This window comes from Natronobiforma cellulositropha (assembly GCF_025629245.1).
Lineage (GTDB): Archaea > Halobacteriota > Halobacteria > Halobacteriales > Natrialbaceae > Natronobiforma > Natronobiforma cellulositropha.
Genome location: NZ_JANZXN010000030.1, coordinates 123,825 through 138,517, shown reverse-complemented (window position 1 = coordinate 138,517; position 14,693 = coordinate 123,825). Strand labels below are relative to the sequence as shown.

The window sequence follows — 14,693 nt, the reverse complement described above, 5'->3', positions numbered from 1 at the left end:
GTGAGCAGCCGTCTCGTCGGTCGGCCCGTCCATCCATCCAACCATCACGTCGGACCACACCCGAGTCGACCTTTGTTATCGATCGAATTCGCGGCGGTCGGCCACGGCAACGGCTGCCTATCGCGAGTTTCGGCGGTGACTACCCGGCGGATGGTCCCCGATACCGGCCCGTCGCCACGGTCAGTCCTCGCCCGTCGCGCCCGCACGCTCGCGCTGGAGGTCGCTCACGTAGGTCGGCGTCTCCGCTGGTGGTCCCTCCCCCTCGAGCACCCGCGGCCAGCCGTCGATGCTGCCGGCGAGCGCACGGTAGGTGTGGCCGTGGGCTTCGACCGACTCGCGCGAGAGGACGTCCCGGCCGTCGAGGACGACCATCGGCTCGAGGCCGGCCCAGTCGATCTCGTAGAACTCCGGCTGTGCGGTGACGAGGACGGCCGCGTCGAGATCCGTCTCCGGGAGTTCGGAGCGCGCGAGGGGGTCGGCGCCGAACGCCGCCGGATCGACCAGCGGATCGACGCCGTAGACCGACTCGGCGCGTTCCCCGAGCGCGTCGACGACGCCGATGGCGGGCGAGGCGCGCGTCTCCGCGACCGAGGGCCGGTAGGTGAGTCCGAGGACGGCGACGCTCGCCTCCTCGAGCGCGGTTCCGGTTCGCTCGAGTTCGCGCTCGAGTGCGGTGACGGTCGCCTCGGGCATCGTCTCGTTCGTCCGCCGGGCGGTCCTGACGAGGTCCATCGGGTCGTCGGTCTGGGCGAGCAGGAAGTACGGGTAGTAGGGGATGCAGTGGCCGCCGACGCCGGGACCGGGTTCGTGGATGTCGCTCATCGGGATGTGGTTCGCGGTCTCGATCGCTTCGCGGACCGAGATCCCGAGGTCGTCGGCGATCCGGGCGAGTTCGTTCGCGAGCGCGATGTTCACGTCGCGGTAGATCCCTTCGAACACCTTCACCGCCTCCGCGGTCGTCGCGTCCCGGACGATGTGGACGTCGTTGCTCGAGACCTCGCGGTAGACCTGTGCGGCCGCTCGCGCGCTCGCGTCGTCGACGCCGCCGACGACCTTCGGGTACGCACCGCGGATGTCGCGCAACGCCGTCCCCGACGCTGTCCGCTCCGGGCAGAACGCGACGCCGAACGAGCCGGACTCGAGTCCGCTCGCCGCCGCGAGGTGCGGTTCGACCACGTCGGCGCAGGTCCCCGGCGGGAGCGTCGACTCGACGATCACGAGGTCGCCTGGCGAGAGTCCCGACCCGATCGTCTCGACGACGGTTTCGACGAGCGAGAGGTCGGGTTCCGGCGTCTCACCCTCGCCCACGAGCGTCGGGACGATGATCACGTGGACGCTCGCCTCACGCGCTGCGCGCTCGCCGTCGGTGGTCGCCCGGAGTCGGCCGCGCTCGACCTCGCGCGCGAGTAGTTCCTCGAGACCTGGTTCACCGGTCACGTGCGACCGCCCGTCGTTGACGGCGTCGACGACGCGCTGCTCGACGTCGACGCCGGTGACCGCGCCACAGCTCTCGGCGAAGACGCACGCCAGCGGCAGCCCCATCTTTCCGAGGCCGTAGACGGCGACCGGCACCGAGCCGGAAGCGAACGCCTCGCGGCCGTCGGCCGTCGTCGGTGCGTCCCGGCCGTAGAGGTGAGTGGCGTCTCCGGCGCTCACCGGACGCTCACCTCGACGCTCTCCTCGCTCGCCGTCGCGAGACGGTCGATCGCTCGCACGGTCTCGAGCGCGGCGAGACCGTCCGCTGCGGTCACTTCGGGTTCGCCACCGTTCTCGGCCGCCTCGACGAACGACTCGAGTTCACACCGGAGCGGCTCCCGGTTCGCCACCCGGGGGCGCTCGATGACGCTCTCGTGACGGTAGTGGTTCTGGCCGTCGTCGGTGACGTACTCGGGGTAGGACTCGCGGTGGATGAGCACCGTCTGGTCCAGGTAGTCGACTTCGACGAGGCAGTCGCGCGCAGTGATGGTGAGCCGTCTGACCTTCTTCTGGGTGATCCGACTCGCCGTCAGCGTCGCGAGGACGCCGTCGTCGAACTCCATCGAGGCGGTCGCGTACTGGCCGTCGGCGGTGCCGGTCGCCGTGACTGACGTCGGTTTGGACCCACACAGCGCGTGGAGAACGTCCACGTCGTGGATCATCAGATCCAGTACGACGCCGTCGGTGGCCGTCCGGTCGACCGGCGGTCCCAGCCGTTCGGCCTCGATCGCGATCACGTCGAGGTCGGCGATGACGTCGGCGGCCGCCTGCACCGCCGGATTGAACCGCTCGACGTGACCGACCTGGAGGACGACACCCGCATCGGCCGCCCGTTCGGCGAGTTCACGGCCTCGTGAGGGGGTATCGGCGATCGGTTTCTCCACGAGGACGTGGACCCCCGCGTCGATACACGCCCGCACGGTGTCGTAGTGGGCCTGCGTCGGGACGGCGACGGTGACGACGTCACAGCGCTCGAGTAACGTGTCGAACGCGAGCGCGTCGGTGCCGTACTCGGCTGCGACTCGTGTCGCCTGTCGCTCGTCGAGGTCCGTCACGCCGACGAGGTCGGTCTCTCTGAGTTCGCTGTAGACGCGCGCGTGGTTGGCTCCCATCGCCCCGACGCCGACGACGCCGGCGCGGACGGGAGACGGTTCGGTCGGTGGCTGATCAATGGAGGTCATTGGTAGGTTCGTAGAAGGCTGCGATGGCGTCGACGACCGACAGCAGGTCCTCGCGCTCGAGGTTCGGGTGAACCGGCAAGGAGAGGACGCTCTCCGCGGCGAACTCCGCCTGCGGTAAGTCTGTCGCCGCGGTGGCGACGCCCTCGTAGGCCGGCTGGCGATGGATCGGCGTCGGGTAGTAGATTCCCGCGCCGATGCCGCGGTCGTTCAGGTACGTGTGTAGCTCGTCTCGGTCCTCGACGCGAATCGTGTACTGGTGGTAGACGTGCCGGGTCCCTCTCGGCACGTGCGGCGTGCGGAGTTTCCACTCACCGTCTCGCGTCCTGAGTTCCTCGAGGTGCTCGTCGTAGACCCGGGCGTTCTCCATCCGGGCGCGATTGCGCGCGGGCAGGCTCTCGAGCTGGACGCGCCCGATGGCCGCGGCGAGGCTCGTCAGCCGGTAGTTGTGCCCCAGCCGTCGGTGTTCGTAGTCGCCGGCTCCGTCCTCGCACCGGCCGTGGTTGATGTAGGCGGCCGCGCGCGCGGCGACGTCGTCGTCGTCGGTCGTGATGATCCCGCCCTCCCCGGTGGTCATGTTCTTCGTCGGGTAGAACGAGAAGCAGGCGGCGTCACCGAAACTACCGACGCGCTGGCCGTCGATCTCGCTGCCGTGGGCCTGGCAGGCATCCTCGAGGACGAACAGGTCGTGTTCCTCGGCGAGGTCGAGTAGCTCCGGCATCGGCGCGGGCAGGCCGTAGAGGTGGACCGGCATGAGACCGACGACGTCGTCGCGCCGGCGGAGCACGTTCTCGACCGAACGCGGGTCGAGGGCGTACGTCGCCGGGTCGATGTCGGCGAACACCGGCGTCGCTCCGGCGAGTCGGATCGCGTTCGCACTCGCGACGAACGAGAACGGCGAGGTGAGGACCGCGTCGCCCGCCTCGACACCGAGCGCCTCGAGCGCCGCGTGTAGTGCCGTCGTCCCGTTCGAGGTCGCGACGCCGTGACGGACGCCACAGAAGTTCGCGAACGCCCGCTCGAAGGCTCTGACTTCGGGACCGTCCGCGAGTTGTCCCTCCTCGAGTACCGCGTGCACTCTGTCGATGGCGCTCGCGCTCACCTCGGGGTCGGCGATTGGTATCTCCGTCATGCTCGTTCGAGTTGGTTCGGTCCCTCGAGCGGTTCCGGGAGCGCGCGCGGCTTCGCCGGGGTGCCGAGAGCCAGGGTGTTCGCCGGAACGTCCTCGGTGACCACCGACCCGGCGGCGACGAAGGCGTTCTCGCCGACGGTGACGCCGGGCAAGACGGTCGCGTTCGCGCCGATGGAGGCTCCGTCTTCGATAGTCGGTCCCTCGAGTCCGTTGTCGGTGCGGATCGGGTACTCGTCGTTGGTCAGGACGGCACCGGGACCGACGAAGACGTTCGAGCCGATGGTCGTGTCGGTCGGGACGTAGACGCCGGTCTGGAGGCTGACGTGGTCGCCGATGGTCGTCGTGCCGTCGATGACGGTCTTCGTGCCGACGAGCACGTCGTCGCCGATGACGGTATCCTCGCGGATCATCGCGTCGTGGCCGGTGGTGAAGCTGTCGCCGATGGTGACGTCGGCGTAGACGATCGTTCCCGCGCGGATGGTCGCGTCGTCGCCGATGCGCGTCGGCGCGCTCGCGTCGTTCGCGCCGTGGCCGACGGTCGCCGCCTCGTCGATGGTACAGCCTTCGCCGTAGACCGCGTCAGCCATCGTCGACCACCCGGTCGCTCGGCTTCTCGATTCGCGTTCGCCGGTGTGTGTAGAGGTTCGTCATAGTCGCTGTGAACGTCGATACCCGGTCAGGGCACTCGTCTCGATACTGCCGGTAACGCGGCTTTGTTATCCCTGGCCTGTGAGCCGAGTAGCCGCGAGCTACACGCCCGTCCCGGTTGCGACTCCGCGCCCATCGCCTCGCCTACTGAGACGGTTGATTTCGCCGCTCGAGCCGATTTCGAGCGCGGGAAGCGTCGAATTACGCGTCGGTCACGGCTTCCAACTGGTACAACCTCCTTTCGCGGGGGTAACTGCCAGATAGTAAAGTCACACGCTCTCGACTTCCGCTCCGTGAGGCACCGAACAACTCCCACCACCGAGGGATCGCCCGTCGTCGGCGCTCGAGGCTACCTATGAGCGAAGACGGTCTCACTCAGGCCGAGCTGTTCGACGTGTTCAGCAACGCCCGCCGCCGACGAACCGTTCGCTTCCTCAAACGTCAGCACGGCTCCTGTGACCTCGCGCCGCTGGTCGAGCAGGTCGCCGCGTGGGAGAACGACGTCCCCCGCGAGGCGGTCACCCGCGCGCAGCGCCGCCGCGTCTACATCTCGCTCTACCAGACGCACCTGCCGATGCTCGAGGAACACGGCATCGTCGCCTGGGACGCCGACGGCCACTACATCGAACTCCTCCCCAGCGAGGGGACGTTCGATCCGTACCTCACCAGTCACACCGACGGCCAGCGCTCCTGGCACGCCTGGTACGCCTCGGTCGCCCTCGCTGGCGTCGCCGCCTTCCTGCTCACCTGGCAGTCGGTCGGCCCGTTGGCGTCGCTCGAGACGCCCCTCGTCGCGCTCGTCCTCAGCGGTGCGGTCTTCGTTCTCGCGAGCGTTCACCACGTCTCTCGACGCTCGAGCGACGGGCTTCCCGGACCGCTCGCACGCCGGTGAGCGTTCGGCTGGTGTCCTCCTCGCCCTCGAGCAGCCGCCTCGTGGACTCCGGTTGTCTTCGCTCGAGTCGCCGTCGTACCTTCCACGCGCTCCCGTCGCCTCTCTCCTGCCTTCGACGAACGATGATCGGTACGTGGCCACCGGAACGCCATCACCACTGCTCATTTCCAGAACATATATGTATCTATCCGTGAAACTTCTCGCTGGAAGCGACGCCTCCAGTGGGGGCACGCTCGTAGAAAGTGCCCCGGGTGAATCCACCACCCGAGGCGTGGCTTCCAACCCGGAAGGGTTCGATAGCCATGACTCCGTACCAACCACGCAACCTTAAAAGCCTCGCATACGCACTGTACAGCCCGCGAAACGCCCGTTCTTCCAGTGGCGACGTTGCCCGTCGTCCGGCCGACGTACCCACTCGAGCCACGCCTCCCGCGCCGGTCTCGAGACGAGCGCCGACAGCCGTTCGAGCACCGCCACGAGTAACACCCGCTCGAGCACCGCCACGAGCGACACCCGCTCGATCACCGCACCGGCTGCCACCCGCTCGAGTCGCCCCCGTGGTGAGGCGTCGATGAGCGAAGATGTCGGTCGCTGGAGCGGCGAGGAGTGGAATCCACCCCGCTGTCCCCACTGTGAGAGCGTGGTGGTCGGCGTGACCGCGACGGGACCGTTCACCATCAAAGCCTCCTGTGGGTGTTATCTCAGCCAGAACGAGGCGCGAGCGCTTCGAGACGGGTCCTGAGAACACGCGTCGCCGAGCGCTGCTCGAGGACGCTCACTTACTCGTCGTCGCTTCCGAACAGTTCCTCGAGGATGCTCGAGGGTCCGTCGTCGTCAGCGGCCGTGTCGTCGGTGTCGCCAGCGGCCGCGTCGGTGTCGTCAGCAGCCGCCTCGTCGTCGTCAGCAGCTGTGTCGTCGGTCTCCGCCTCGTCACCGTCGTCACCGGCACCGGTGTCCGCCTCGTCACCGGTCTCGAGCGTGGCGTTCGCCTCGTCGTCGGTCTCGCCGTCACTCTCGATGATCGAGACGTCGGTCGGCTCGAGTTCGCCGGGCTCGTCGTCGTCTTCACCGACGGTCACCCAGAAGTAGACGTCCTCGAGTGCGTCAGCCTCGGTCGGTACGGTGGGTGGCTCGCCATCGTCGTCGTCGAACAGCAGGAAGCTGATTCTCACGGTTCCCTCGGTCGTTTCGGGGGTGATGTTGCGGGTCGCGTCGATGGACTGGCCGTCGCCCATCCGGGCGTTGATCTCCCGGAGTTCGGTTCGCTCGACGACCTCACCGTCTTCGAGGTGTTGTTCCTGGACGACGACCGTGTACTCCTTCTCTGTGCCCTCGTGGTTTTCGATCGTGAGAACGATCGGAATCGACTCGCCCGGTTCGACCGTCGACGGGAAGCCGTCTGCGACCAGCGAGCCGTTTTCGTCTTCGGTGTAGAGACCGAGTTCGGTGTACTCCCCCGCAGAGAGCGGGGCGATCAGTCCCGCGAGCAGCGCGAGACCCGCGACCGCGACCGCGAGGACGAGCAGGATGGACGCCGCCGTCGCCACCACGCTCTCTTCGTCACCGCGGACTCGAGCGAAGCCGTCCGCGAACGAGACCGTGTAGCGTTCGGGTTTCGCTAGCTGAAGCCGCCTGACGACGGCGAGCTGGGAGACGACGACGATCAGGACGGTGACGGCACCGGCGACGGAGCCAGTCGTCAGGTGCCACTGCGTCAGCGCGAGCGCGATCACCAGCATCGGCAACACGGCGAGCGAGAGCGCGACTGCGAGACCGACCCGTTCGACCGTGTCGATGCCGCCGGGACGTCGTTCTTCGACCGTCTGTGCCTGTTCGCGCGCTACCCTGGCGGCCGCCGGGAACAGCGCCGACGTGAGCGCGTAGCCGGGGAGAAACAGCAACAGCGGCAGTGCCACGCCGGTCCGTACGTAGCTTCCAGCCGGGAACGTCGTCACCAGGTAGTAGGCGACGACGGCGGCGATCGAACTCACAGCGAGATCGGTCGGGTACTGGCGAACAGCCCCGAACCGGGTCTGTGAGACCATCGGAAAGCTCATTCGGGAACCACCGAACCGCTCGAGCGTCCGTCGGGGTGCGCCCGGCTACGATGTGGACTGTGTGACATTCTCGAATCGGTGCATCCGACGGCGCTCGAGGCCTTTGTTATGGGCGTGTTACTCGAGCGCCACTCACAGTGGATGCGGCGGGAGCCAGCGACACCGTGGCCCGCTCGAGGCGGTCACCCGCTCGGCGAGGGGGGATTCTCACCGTGTGCTCGCGGCTGTGTGCGTGTGTGACACTGACAGCTACTCGGTGCGGCGTGTCACGCTGGCACGCACCGTGAGCCGTCTCGCAGGTGGTGGGAGCGTCTCCCGTCAGAACTCGACGTACTTCTCCTCCCATTCGCGTCGTTCGTCGATGCGTTGACGGCCGTCTTCGGTGATCGCGTAGTAGTTGGTTCGTCTATCGAGTTGCCCTTTCTCGACGAGTTCTTTGTTGACGAGGGTGTCGAGGTTCGGGTAGAGTCGACCGTGGTTGATCTCGGAGCTGTAGTACTGCTCCACCTCTTCTTTGACGTTTTGGCCCGAGGGCTGGTCTGCGCCTGCGATCACGTACAGGAGGTCACGTTGGAAGCCGGTCAGATCGTGCATTGCTCAATCACGTGGACCGTTCCGTTGAGTGGATATTTGTTATCCGCATCATACAGCTGTTTCACGAATCCTTTCACATTCGTTCCAACGGATAAAAAATCCAATTCCCGTGACTGACTCGTGTTCGTGACTGTTTTACGCCACTCGCGACGTGCTGGTGGCGGCGTCGGTCGGACGCGGCTTCCATCGCCGAGTCAGCAGCGTCCGGCCGCACTACCGGGTCGTCACTACGTGCTGTGGATACACTCGAGAGAACGGGTCGACGACTACGTCGGTTCGTCGGTCTCGGTCAGGGCGACGTCGATACCGTTGGCGTCGATGTCGACGCGGAGGCGCTCGACGGTGGCCTCGTACGCCGTCGTGTGCGATCCATCCTCCTCGAAGCGGATGCACTCGGCGAGGAGTTGACTCTCGAGGAGGGTGTTGATGCGGCGGTACACCGTCGCCGAGGAGCAGTCGGTTCGCGCGGTCAACTCCTTGGCGGTCCGGGGACCGCTGCTCGTCGCGACGAGGATGGTTCGCGCACACTCGTCTCCGAGGATGTCGAGTTGGGTTGCTGGGCAGCCGGTCGATTTCGTTCGCGTGTTTTTCATGTGGCGTGACATTGTTTCACAGGCTCGTTCTTCGCCGTCTGTTCGGACGTCGATAACAGGGACTCTCGGGTACCGAGAGGCTCACGTCGGCGCGCACGAACGCCGAGACACGGCGGGTACTCAACTGTCATCGCGTTCCGACTGCTAATTCCGTAGGCTATCGTGCTATTTTATAACGACGCACCTTATTTTTCGAAGTACCCTCATACTAGGACGAAACATCATATTTCTGTACAGAAACGCCCTGTTTCGCCCGCACACGTCCTGCCTAACACGTTGCTTTTCTACCAAATGGGGACTAATACGACTGAATTCACGCCGTGTTCTGCGTGGCGGAAACGCTAGCTCTACCGGCTGAGGACCAACGGAACGTCGAGTATCCCCTCCAGAAACGTCGTATTTACTACGCACCCGCCCACCCCCGAAAGTGAACGGTCTGTCGTCTTTATTCAGGTCTGACGACCCTGATAGGAGTGATGCACCGAACCCGACGCCCAGAGCGGCCACCCGTGCGTGGCGTTCACGCCGTTCGTCTCCCTCGCGTCGGTCGGTGGCATCTGCGGTTCGTCCCGTACAACGACCCTGCCATTCGACGGCGTGCGGGCCGTGATCGAGCGGATACCCACCCCCCCCTTCCCAGCTATGAAATCCCCACAAACCAACTGGAACCCGATGGAATCGTCCTCAGCAGGTGCTCGCTGTCGAAACTGCGGCACACACGTCACACAGCAGTTCGCCCGCGTCTTCGGCGACAACGGAGACGTCGTCCACGGCTGTCCAGCCTGTACGACGTATCGGGAGATGCAGTCGGGCAACCACCTTCCCAGTGACTGACGGGGCGATACATCACGCATTGTTCTACGCCGGTCTCTCACTCCCCCGTAATCGGCGATACTCGGTCTGCTTATAAATCACCATGGCTGATCATGCACCACGTTGATACGGATGGTGACTGAAATTTAACTCACCTATGATATCCGGTAGCGGCGCCCGACACACCGAGCCACCCGTCTCTTTTCAGTGACCGATGTCTATGCAGACGAGCCGATCGGAGTCACTCGAGGAGAGTGAAATTTTCCACATTCTCGGCAACGACCGACGTCGGGCGATCGTTCAGCTACTGGCGGCCGACCGCGGTCGCATCGACGTCTCCGACGTCGCCTCACAGATCGCCGCTGACGAATCCGACACGACGCCCGTCCCGAACAACCTCTATAAGAGCGTCTACGTTTCACTCCAACAGACACACCTTCCCCAGCTAGAGGAAGACGCCGTCATCACCTACGATACCGAGGGAAAGACGATCGAGCCCGGCCCACACTTCGAGGACGTTCTCGGCTACATCGACGGAGAACGAACGGACGGCGAGCACGTCCTCTGGATACACCTCGGAATCTGTCTCGCAGGTCTCGTCGTGATCACGCTGACCGGACTCGACGTTCCCGTCCTCTCGAGTGCGAACCAGACGCTCGTCGGCATTCTCGCCCTGTTGCTCGTGGGCGCGTCCAGCCTCTATCACATCCTCGCCTGAGCCGGACGCCACCGAGACCACGAACTCGCGACGGCGCTCACACATCGCCGGCGCTCACCTGGCGCGGTCTCGCAGAAAAAATCGCAGGCGGGTTCGGCGCTACCCGACGAGTCCGATCGCAGGCTGGTCGTTCACCTCGTCGTCACCGTCCTGGTACTCGTCCTCGTGCGCACCGTCAGCGTGGTCGAAGAGCGTGATCACGCTCACCGACTCGATCGTGATCTCGAGGTTCTCGAGTTCCAGTCGGTCGCCAGCCTCTGCGTGCTCGTCGTCGGTCTCCTCGAGTTCGTCAGTCTCGTTCTCGTCGATGTCGTTCTCGTCGGTCTCCTCGAGTTCGTCGTCCTCCGCGTCGTGGTCGACGTGTAGTGCGTAGACCGTCGCCTGCTCGATGGTCACGTGGAGTTCGTGTGCGTCCTCGTCGTCGATGTCGTTCTCCTCCACGCCGACGTCGTTCTCTTCGTACTCATCGTCCTCGTCCGCGTCGGCATCGATGTCGTCCTCGTCCGCGTCGGCATCGATGTCGTTCTCGTCCGCGTTGGCATCGATGTCGTTCTCGTCTGCCTCGGCGTCCGCGTCGTCACCGTCGACCTCGAGACCGGATGCCATCACGAAGACCGTCGCGTGCTCGAACGTTACGTCTTCGTGGGCGTCGTTCTCGTCGGCATCGTTTTCAGCCTCTGCGTCGTCGTTCTCGAGTTCGTCGTTCTCGTCAACACCCTCGTCGGTGAGTTCGCCGTTCTCGAGTTCGTCGTTCTCGTCAGCGAGTTCGTCGTCGGTTTCGTGGTCGTCGGCAACGACGAAGATCGTCGCTCGTTCGATCGTGACGTGTAACGCGTCGTCGTTCTGGTCATCGTCCGCGTCCACCTCGTCGTTCTGGTCATCGTCTGCGTCCACCTGATCGTTCTGGTCATCGTCCGCGTCCACCTCGTCGTTCTCCTCGGCTAATTCGTCTTCAGTCAGGTGATCACCGTCGACGAGTAGCGCGAAGACGGTCGCGTAGTCGATCGTGACCGTTCGCTCTTCGGCGTGCTCGTCGTCAGCGGGTTCGTCGTCGGTTTCGTTTTCGTCAGCGAGTTCGTCGTCAGTTTCGTTTTCGTCTGCCTCGTGGTCGACTGCCTCGTCGGTCGGTTCCTCGAGGTCGACTCCGAGCGTGTAGATCGTTGCCTGCTCGATCGTAACGGTGATCTCTCGGTCGTCGACCGCGTCTTCGTCGGGTTCTTCCTCGACGATTTCGTCTTCCTCGACCACGTCGTCTTCAGGCTCTTCTTCGATGACTTCGTCGTCTTCCTCGACGACGTCCTCCTCAGGTTCTTCTTCGATGACTTCGTCGTCTTCTTCGACGACGTCCTCTTCAGGTTCTTCTTCGATGACCTCGTCGTCTTCCTCGACGACGTCCTCCTCAGGCTCCTCTTCGACGTCGTCGGCGAGGGTGACGACTGCTGCGTCACTCACCGCCTCGTCGTCCTCGGTCAGGTAGGGACCGTCCTGGAGACCCTCGAGTTCGACGAAGTCGAACGTCTCGTTGTCGTTCGTATCGCGGTGGGCCATCGCGATCAGCGTCTCGTCTTCCTCGAGCGGTTCGTCGAGGGCGACTTCGACGTCCTCGTGCGTACCTGGCTCGAGGTACTCGGAGACGCCGATGACGCTGTCGAACTGCTCGCCGATGAGCAGGCTACTGTCGTGGATGGCGACGAAGCCACCGCTGGCGAGGCGCACTTCGTCGACGACCACGTGGTCGCCGTCGGTCTCCTGGTCTTCGAACGTCACGTGGGCGCTCGGCCCTTCGTCGGTGTCCTCAGCCTCCGGATCCGGTACCGGCTCCTCCGGATCGTCTTCAGCCTCCGGCTCTAGGTCGTCTCCGTCGTCTTCCTCGTAGTCATCCGCTTTCTCGTCGTCTTCCGTGTAGTCGTCCGCTTTCTCCTTCTCGTCGTCGTTCGTGTCGTCGTGGTCGCTCACGCTCGCAGCAGGGGCTGCTGTCGCTGCCGCTGCGACGCCCGAACTGAGCATCATCAGCGCGGCTACCACGACGAGTAGGGTCGATCGGTTGCTCATGTCTCTGGATTGCCGTGCAGGCGTCTACGACTCGACTGATCGGTCCATAAAGCGAGAGAACCTTTCCGTCTGGAAACCGCGTAATACGCCGCCGTGGTCTCGTCGTTCGCCGTCCGTTTGCACGCGAAAAATCACGTTAGCCGACGTTACTTTCCACGTGGCCCTTCAGGGGACTGCGACGCCGGTGGCTCGTGGCCGCGCAGACAGATCAGATTCTCCCGCCCGAGCCGAAGCTTCGTGATCTCACCCTCGGTCTCCAGATCGGCGAGTAACCGACTCACCTTCGCTTTCGACCAGTCGACCGAGTCGACGATGTCCGCCTGCTTCATCCGGCCACCGTTCTCCGTGATCAGCGACGTGATGCGCTCGCGGTCGGTCACGAACGGTTCGTCCTGACTCGAGCGTCCCGTCACCTGGGTCGTCGACCGGTCCTCGATGCGGTTTCGGAGTACGAGTACCCCGCCCAGCACCGCGAGGACGACCAGTCCGACGAGCGCGGCGAGGTGTGGTTGGAACTGCTGGCTGAGTATCGCGTCGACGCCGTTGGGTGCGGACGCCATCGGCGACCCGCCCTCGACGGCGTCACCCGTCGTGGACGCCTCTCCCCCTCCCCCCGCTCCCGGTGCCGTCGCCGGTGTCCGATCTGTGGCCGTCCCCTCGAGCACAGCCGCGCTCTCGCTCGCGCTCGCCGTGAGACCCCACCCTCCTACGAGGAGGCTGGCGACCGTCACCGTGAGCACGAGCGTTCGCGTGTACGTCCCATACATAGTATTGACCACTCCGGCCGACGACCCGCTCGTCTTCAGATACGGACGTGAGACCACCACAAAATGTTTTTTATAAGTGATGTATTGTTAGTGCAGTATCTGTATCTCTCCGTTCTGTGAGTGTTATGCGCCTCGTCAGTACGGACTACGGGTGGCAGTATTCGTATCTGAATTCGGTCACGTTTGGTGACCGGTCGCGCTCACGTCACTCTCCGGACCGCGCGTGTGTGCCGACTGGACGCCTACGTTCCCGGGACGCCAACGGCCTCGAAGGTCATCACGCCGAAGAACGCGAGGACGTAGAGGACGACGAGCACCGTCAGCCACGCGACGAACGTGATTCCGATCGCCTCGATCCAGCCGCCAGGGTAGCGCGCGTTGATCACCGCGAGGTACGCGATGAACACGAGTAGCGGTCCCAGTAACGGGATCCACCCGAAGAAGAACCCCACTACCGCCCAGATGATCGCCCCGATCAGCGCCGTGACGATCGCGTACGTGTAGTCGTCCGCGTCGACGATCACGCGAGCCCCGGCGTAGATGCCGAGGGCACCGATCAACAGGCTGACGGCGAACACTATGATAGTGTCTAGGACCATAACCAGGAGGTAGCGACTCTCAGTGATAGTTATCTCCGTCCTACACAGTCTCCCGTTCTCGACGCCCTCCGTTCGCGTCGTCAAACCCATCAGTGCAGATCGAACAGCTGTCGAGACGGTCTCGACAACGGTACCGTTCGTGCGAAACCGTCGACAACAGTTATGCGCGCCAGCCGCTCACCCGTCCGCACTCGGCCGGTCGGCCCGCTCGAGGACTCCGTCGGCGCTCGCCTCCCCCGCTCGCCCCGCGAGGTCGGCGAGTCCTTCCTCGAGTTCGACCTGCGAGTCGAACCCGAGCGCTCGCCTGCTCTTCGAGAGGTCCGCGACGCTGTGGCGGACGTCGCCGGGGCGTGGCTCCCGGTGGACGACCGCCGACGACGACCCGGTCGCGTCCCGCACCGTCTCTGCGAGCGACTCGATCGTGAGCCGCCGTCCGGTTCCGACGTTGTACGCCTCCCCCACCCTGTCGGTCGTCGCCGCCAGCAGGTTCGCCCGAACCACGTCCGCGACGTGGACGAAATCGCGCGTCTGCTCGCCGTCGCCCTCGATCGTGATCGGTTCACCGGCTCGAGCCTGCTCGAGGAACGTCGAGATCACGCCGCTGTACGGTCCCTGCTGGCGCGGCCCGTAGACGTTGAAGTAGCGCAACGCGACCGTCTCGAGACCGTACAGATCGTGATACAGCCGCGCGTACTGGTCCAGTGCGAGTTTCTGCACGCCGTAGGGTGAGGTCGGCGCCGCCGGTGTCGTCTCCCGGACCGGCACCTCCGCCGGATGGCCGTAGATCGCTGCGCTCGAGGCGACGACGACCCGTGCGTCCTCCCGACGGGCGCACTCGAGCAACGCGAGACTCGCCGCCAGATTCGTCCGGTTCGTCTCGAGCGGGGCCTCGACGCTGCGCTCGACGCTCACGACCGCCGCCTCGTGGAAGATCAGGTCCACGCCGTGGGTTGCTCGCTCGAGCGTCGCCCGGTCGCCGACGTCACCCTCGATCACCGTCGCCGACTCGGGAACGTGTGCGAGCGTGCCGCTCGAGCGGTCGTCGAGAATGCGTACCTCGTTCTCGGGTGCGAGTGCGTCGACGAGGTGACTGCCGACGAACCCGAGACCGCCGGTGACGAGAATCCGCCGCCCGCGAACCGCTGGTTCGGTCATGCCTCGCTCGTACCCCGTT

At 65.1% G+C, this 14,693-nt stretch carries 15 protein-coding genes; 3 read left to right on the top strand and 12 right to left on the bottom strand.

Translation table 11 applies throughout. From position 1 onward, the window contains the following. Positions 1-180: 180 nt before the first annotated feature. From N0B15_RS13635 to N0B15_RS13620, 4 genes are read right to left on the bottom strand one after another with little or no spacing between them, the layout of a single operon-like run. Positions 181-1,656 carry a nucleotide sugar dehydrogenase gene (locus tag N0B15_RS13635; protein WP_263020259.1) on the bottom strand — a complete coding sequence of 492 codons (1,476 nt, stop codon included), beginning with the start codon at positions 1,654-1,656 and terminating at the stop codon, positions 181-183. Beyond that, positions 1,653-2,657, bottom strand: coding sequence for a Gfo/Idh/MocA family protein (locus tag N0B15_RS13630; RefSeq protein WP_263020258.1), 1,005 nt, complete (start codon positions 2,655-2,657; stop codon positions 1,653-1,655). Before N0B15_RS13630 ends, N0B15_RS13635 begins: the two co-directional genes overlap by 4 nt. Further along, entirely contained in the window at positions 2,644-3,786 is a 1,143-nt protein-coding gene (locus N0B15_RS13625; RefSeq protein WP_263020257.1) for a DegT/DnrJ/EryC1/StrS family aminotransferase, read from the bottom strand. The genes N0B15_RS13630 and N0B15_RS13625 overlap by 14 nt, the downstream gene beginning before the upstream one ends. Continuing rightward, positions 3,783-4,373, bottom strand: a complete 591-nt coding sequence (locus N0B15_RS13620) for an acyltransferase (RefSeq protein WP_263020256.1) — start codon at positions 4,371-4,373, stop codon at positions 3,783-3,785. Before N0B15_RS13620 ends, N0B15_RS13625 begins: the two co-directional genes overlap by 4 nt. A gap of 416 nt (positions 4,374-4,789) precedes the next feature. Here N0B15_RS13620 and N0B15_RS13615 point away from each other — a divergent pair, with 416 nt between their 5' ends. Continuing rightward, positions 4,790-5,326, top strand: a complete 537-nt coding sequence (locus N0B15_RS13615; protein WP_263020255.1) for a DUF7344 domain-containing protein — start codon at positions 4,790-4,792, stop codon at positions 5,324-5,326. Positions 5,327-5,653: 327 nt separating this feature from the next. Here the strand turns inward: N0B15_RS13615 and N0B15_RS13610 are convergent, their stop codons facing one another. The 4 genes from N0B15_RS13610 to N0B15_RS13595 all read right to left on the bottom strand — a co-directional run bounded on the left by N0B15_RS13610 (position 5,654) and on the right by N0B15_RS13595 (position 8,582). Then, entirely contained in the window at positions 5,654-6,004 is a 351-nt protein-coding gene (locus N0B15_RS13610; protein WP_263020254.1) for a hypothetical protein, read from the bottom strand. Positions 6,005-6,105: 101 nt separating this feature from the next. Continuing rightward, complete coding sequence (locus tag N0B15_RS13605) at positions 6,106-7,383, bottom strand: DUF1616 domain-containing protein (protein WP_317618610.1); 1,278 nt, start codon at positions 7,381-7,383, stop codon at positions 6,106-6,108. 318 nt (positions 7,384-7,701) lie between these two features. Continuing rightward, positions 7,702-7,977 carry a PadR family transcriptional regulator gene (locus N0B15_RS13600; protein ID WP_263020253.1) on the bottom strand — a complete coding sequence of 92 codons (276 nt, stop codon included), beginning with the start codon at positions 7,975-7,977 and terminating at the stop codon, positions 7,702-7,704. Between the two features lie 266 nt (positions 7,978-8,243). Then, a complete protein-coding gene (locus N0B15_RS13595) occupies positions 8,244-8,582 on the bottom strand; it encodes a helix-turn-helix domain-containing protein (RefSeq protein WP_425494240.1) in 339 nt (112 codons plus the stop codon). A 660-nt stretch (positions 8,583-9,242) separates the two neighbouring features. On the opposite strand from N0B15_RS13595, the gene N0B15_RS13590 reads away from it, so the two are divergent. Together N0B15_RS13590 and N0B15_RS13585 are read left to right on the top strand one after the other, a co-directional pair. Further along, positions 9,243-9,404: a DUF7563 family protein gene (locus tag N0B15_RS13590; RefSeq protein ID WP_263020251.1), complete on the top strand. Its 162-nt coding sequence runs from the start codon at positions 9,243-9,245 to the stop codon at positions 9,402-9,404. Between the two features lie 193 nt (positions 9,405-9,597). Then, positions 9,598-10,101: a DUF7344 domain-containing protein gene (locus tag N0B15_RS13585; RefSeq protein ID WP_263020250.1), complete on the top strand. Its 504-nt coding sequence runs from the start codon at positions 9,598-9,600 to the stop codon at positions 10,099-10,101. A gap of 99 nt (positions 10,102-10,200) precedes the next feature. Here N0B15_RS13585 and N0B15_RS13580 read toward each other — a convergent pair whose 3' ends face one another. The 4 genes from N0B15_RS13580 to N0B15_RS13565 all read right to left on the bottom strand — a co-directional run bounded on the left by N0B15_RS13580 (position 10,201) and on the right by N0B15_RS13565 (position 14,674). Next, a complete protein-coding gene (locus N0B15_RS13580; protein WP_263020249.1) occupies positions 10,201-12,153 on the bottom strand; it encodes a DUF7282 domain-containing protein in 1,953 nt (650 codons plus the stop codon). A 146-nt stretch (positions 12,154-12,299) separates the two neighbouring features. After that, positions 12,300-12,713 (bottom strand): helix-turn-helix transcriptional regulator, encoded by a 414-nt coding sequence (locus tag N0B15_RS13575; protein ID WP_263020365.1) that lies wholly within the window; start codon positions 12,711-12,713, stop codon positions 12,300-12,302. Between the two features lie 449 nt (positions 12,714-13,162). Continuing rightward, a complete protein-coding gene (locus N0B15_RS13570) occupies positions 13,163-13,519 on the bottom strand; it encodes a hypothetical protein (protein WP_263020248.1) in 357 nt (118 codons plus the stop codon). 177 nt (positions 13,520-13,696) lie between these two features. Continuing rightward, a complete protein-coding gene (locus tag N0B15_RS13565) occupies positions 13,697-14,674 on the bottom strand; it encodes an NAD-dependent epimerase/dehydratase family protein (RefSeq protein ID WP_263020247.1) in 978 nt (325 codons plus the stop codon). Positions 14,675-14,693: the final 19 nt, after the last annotated feature.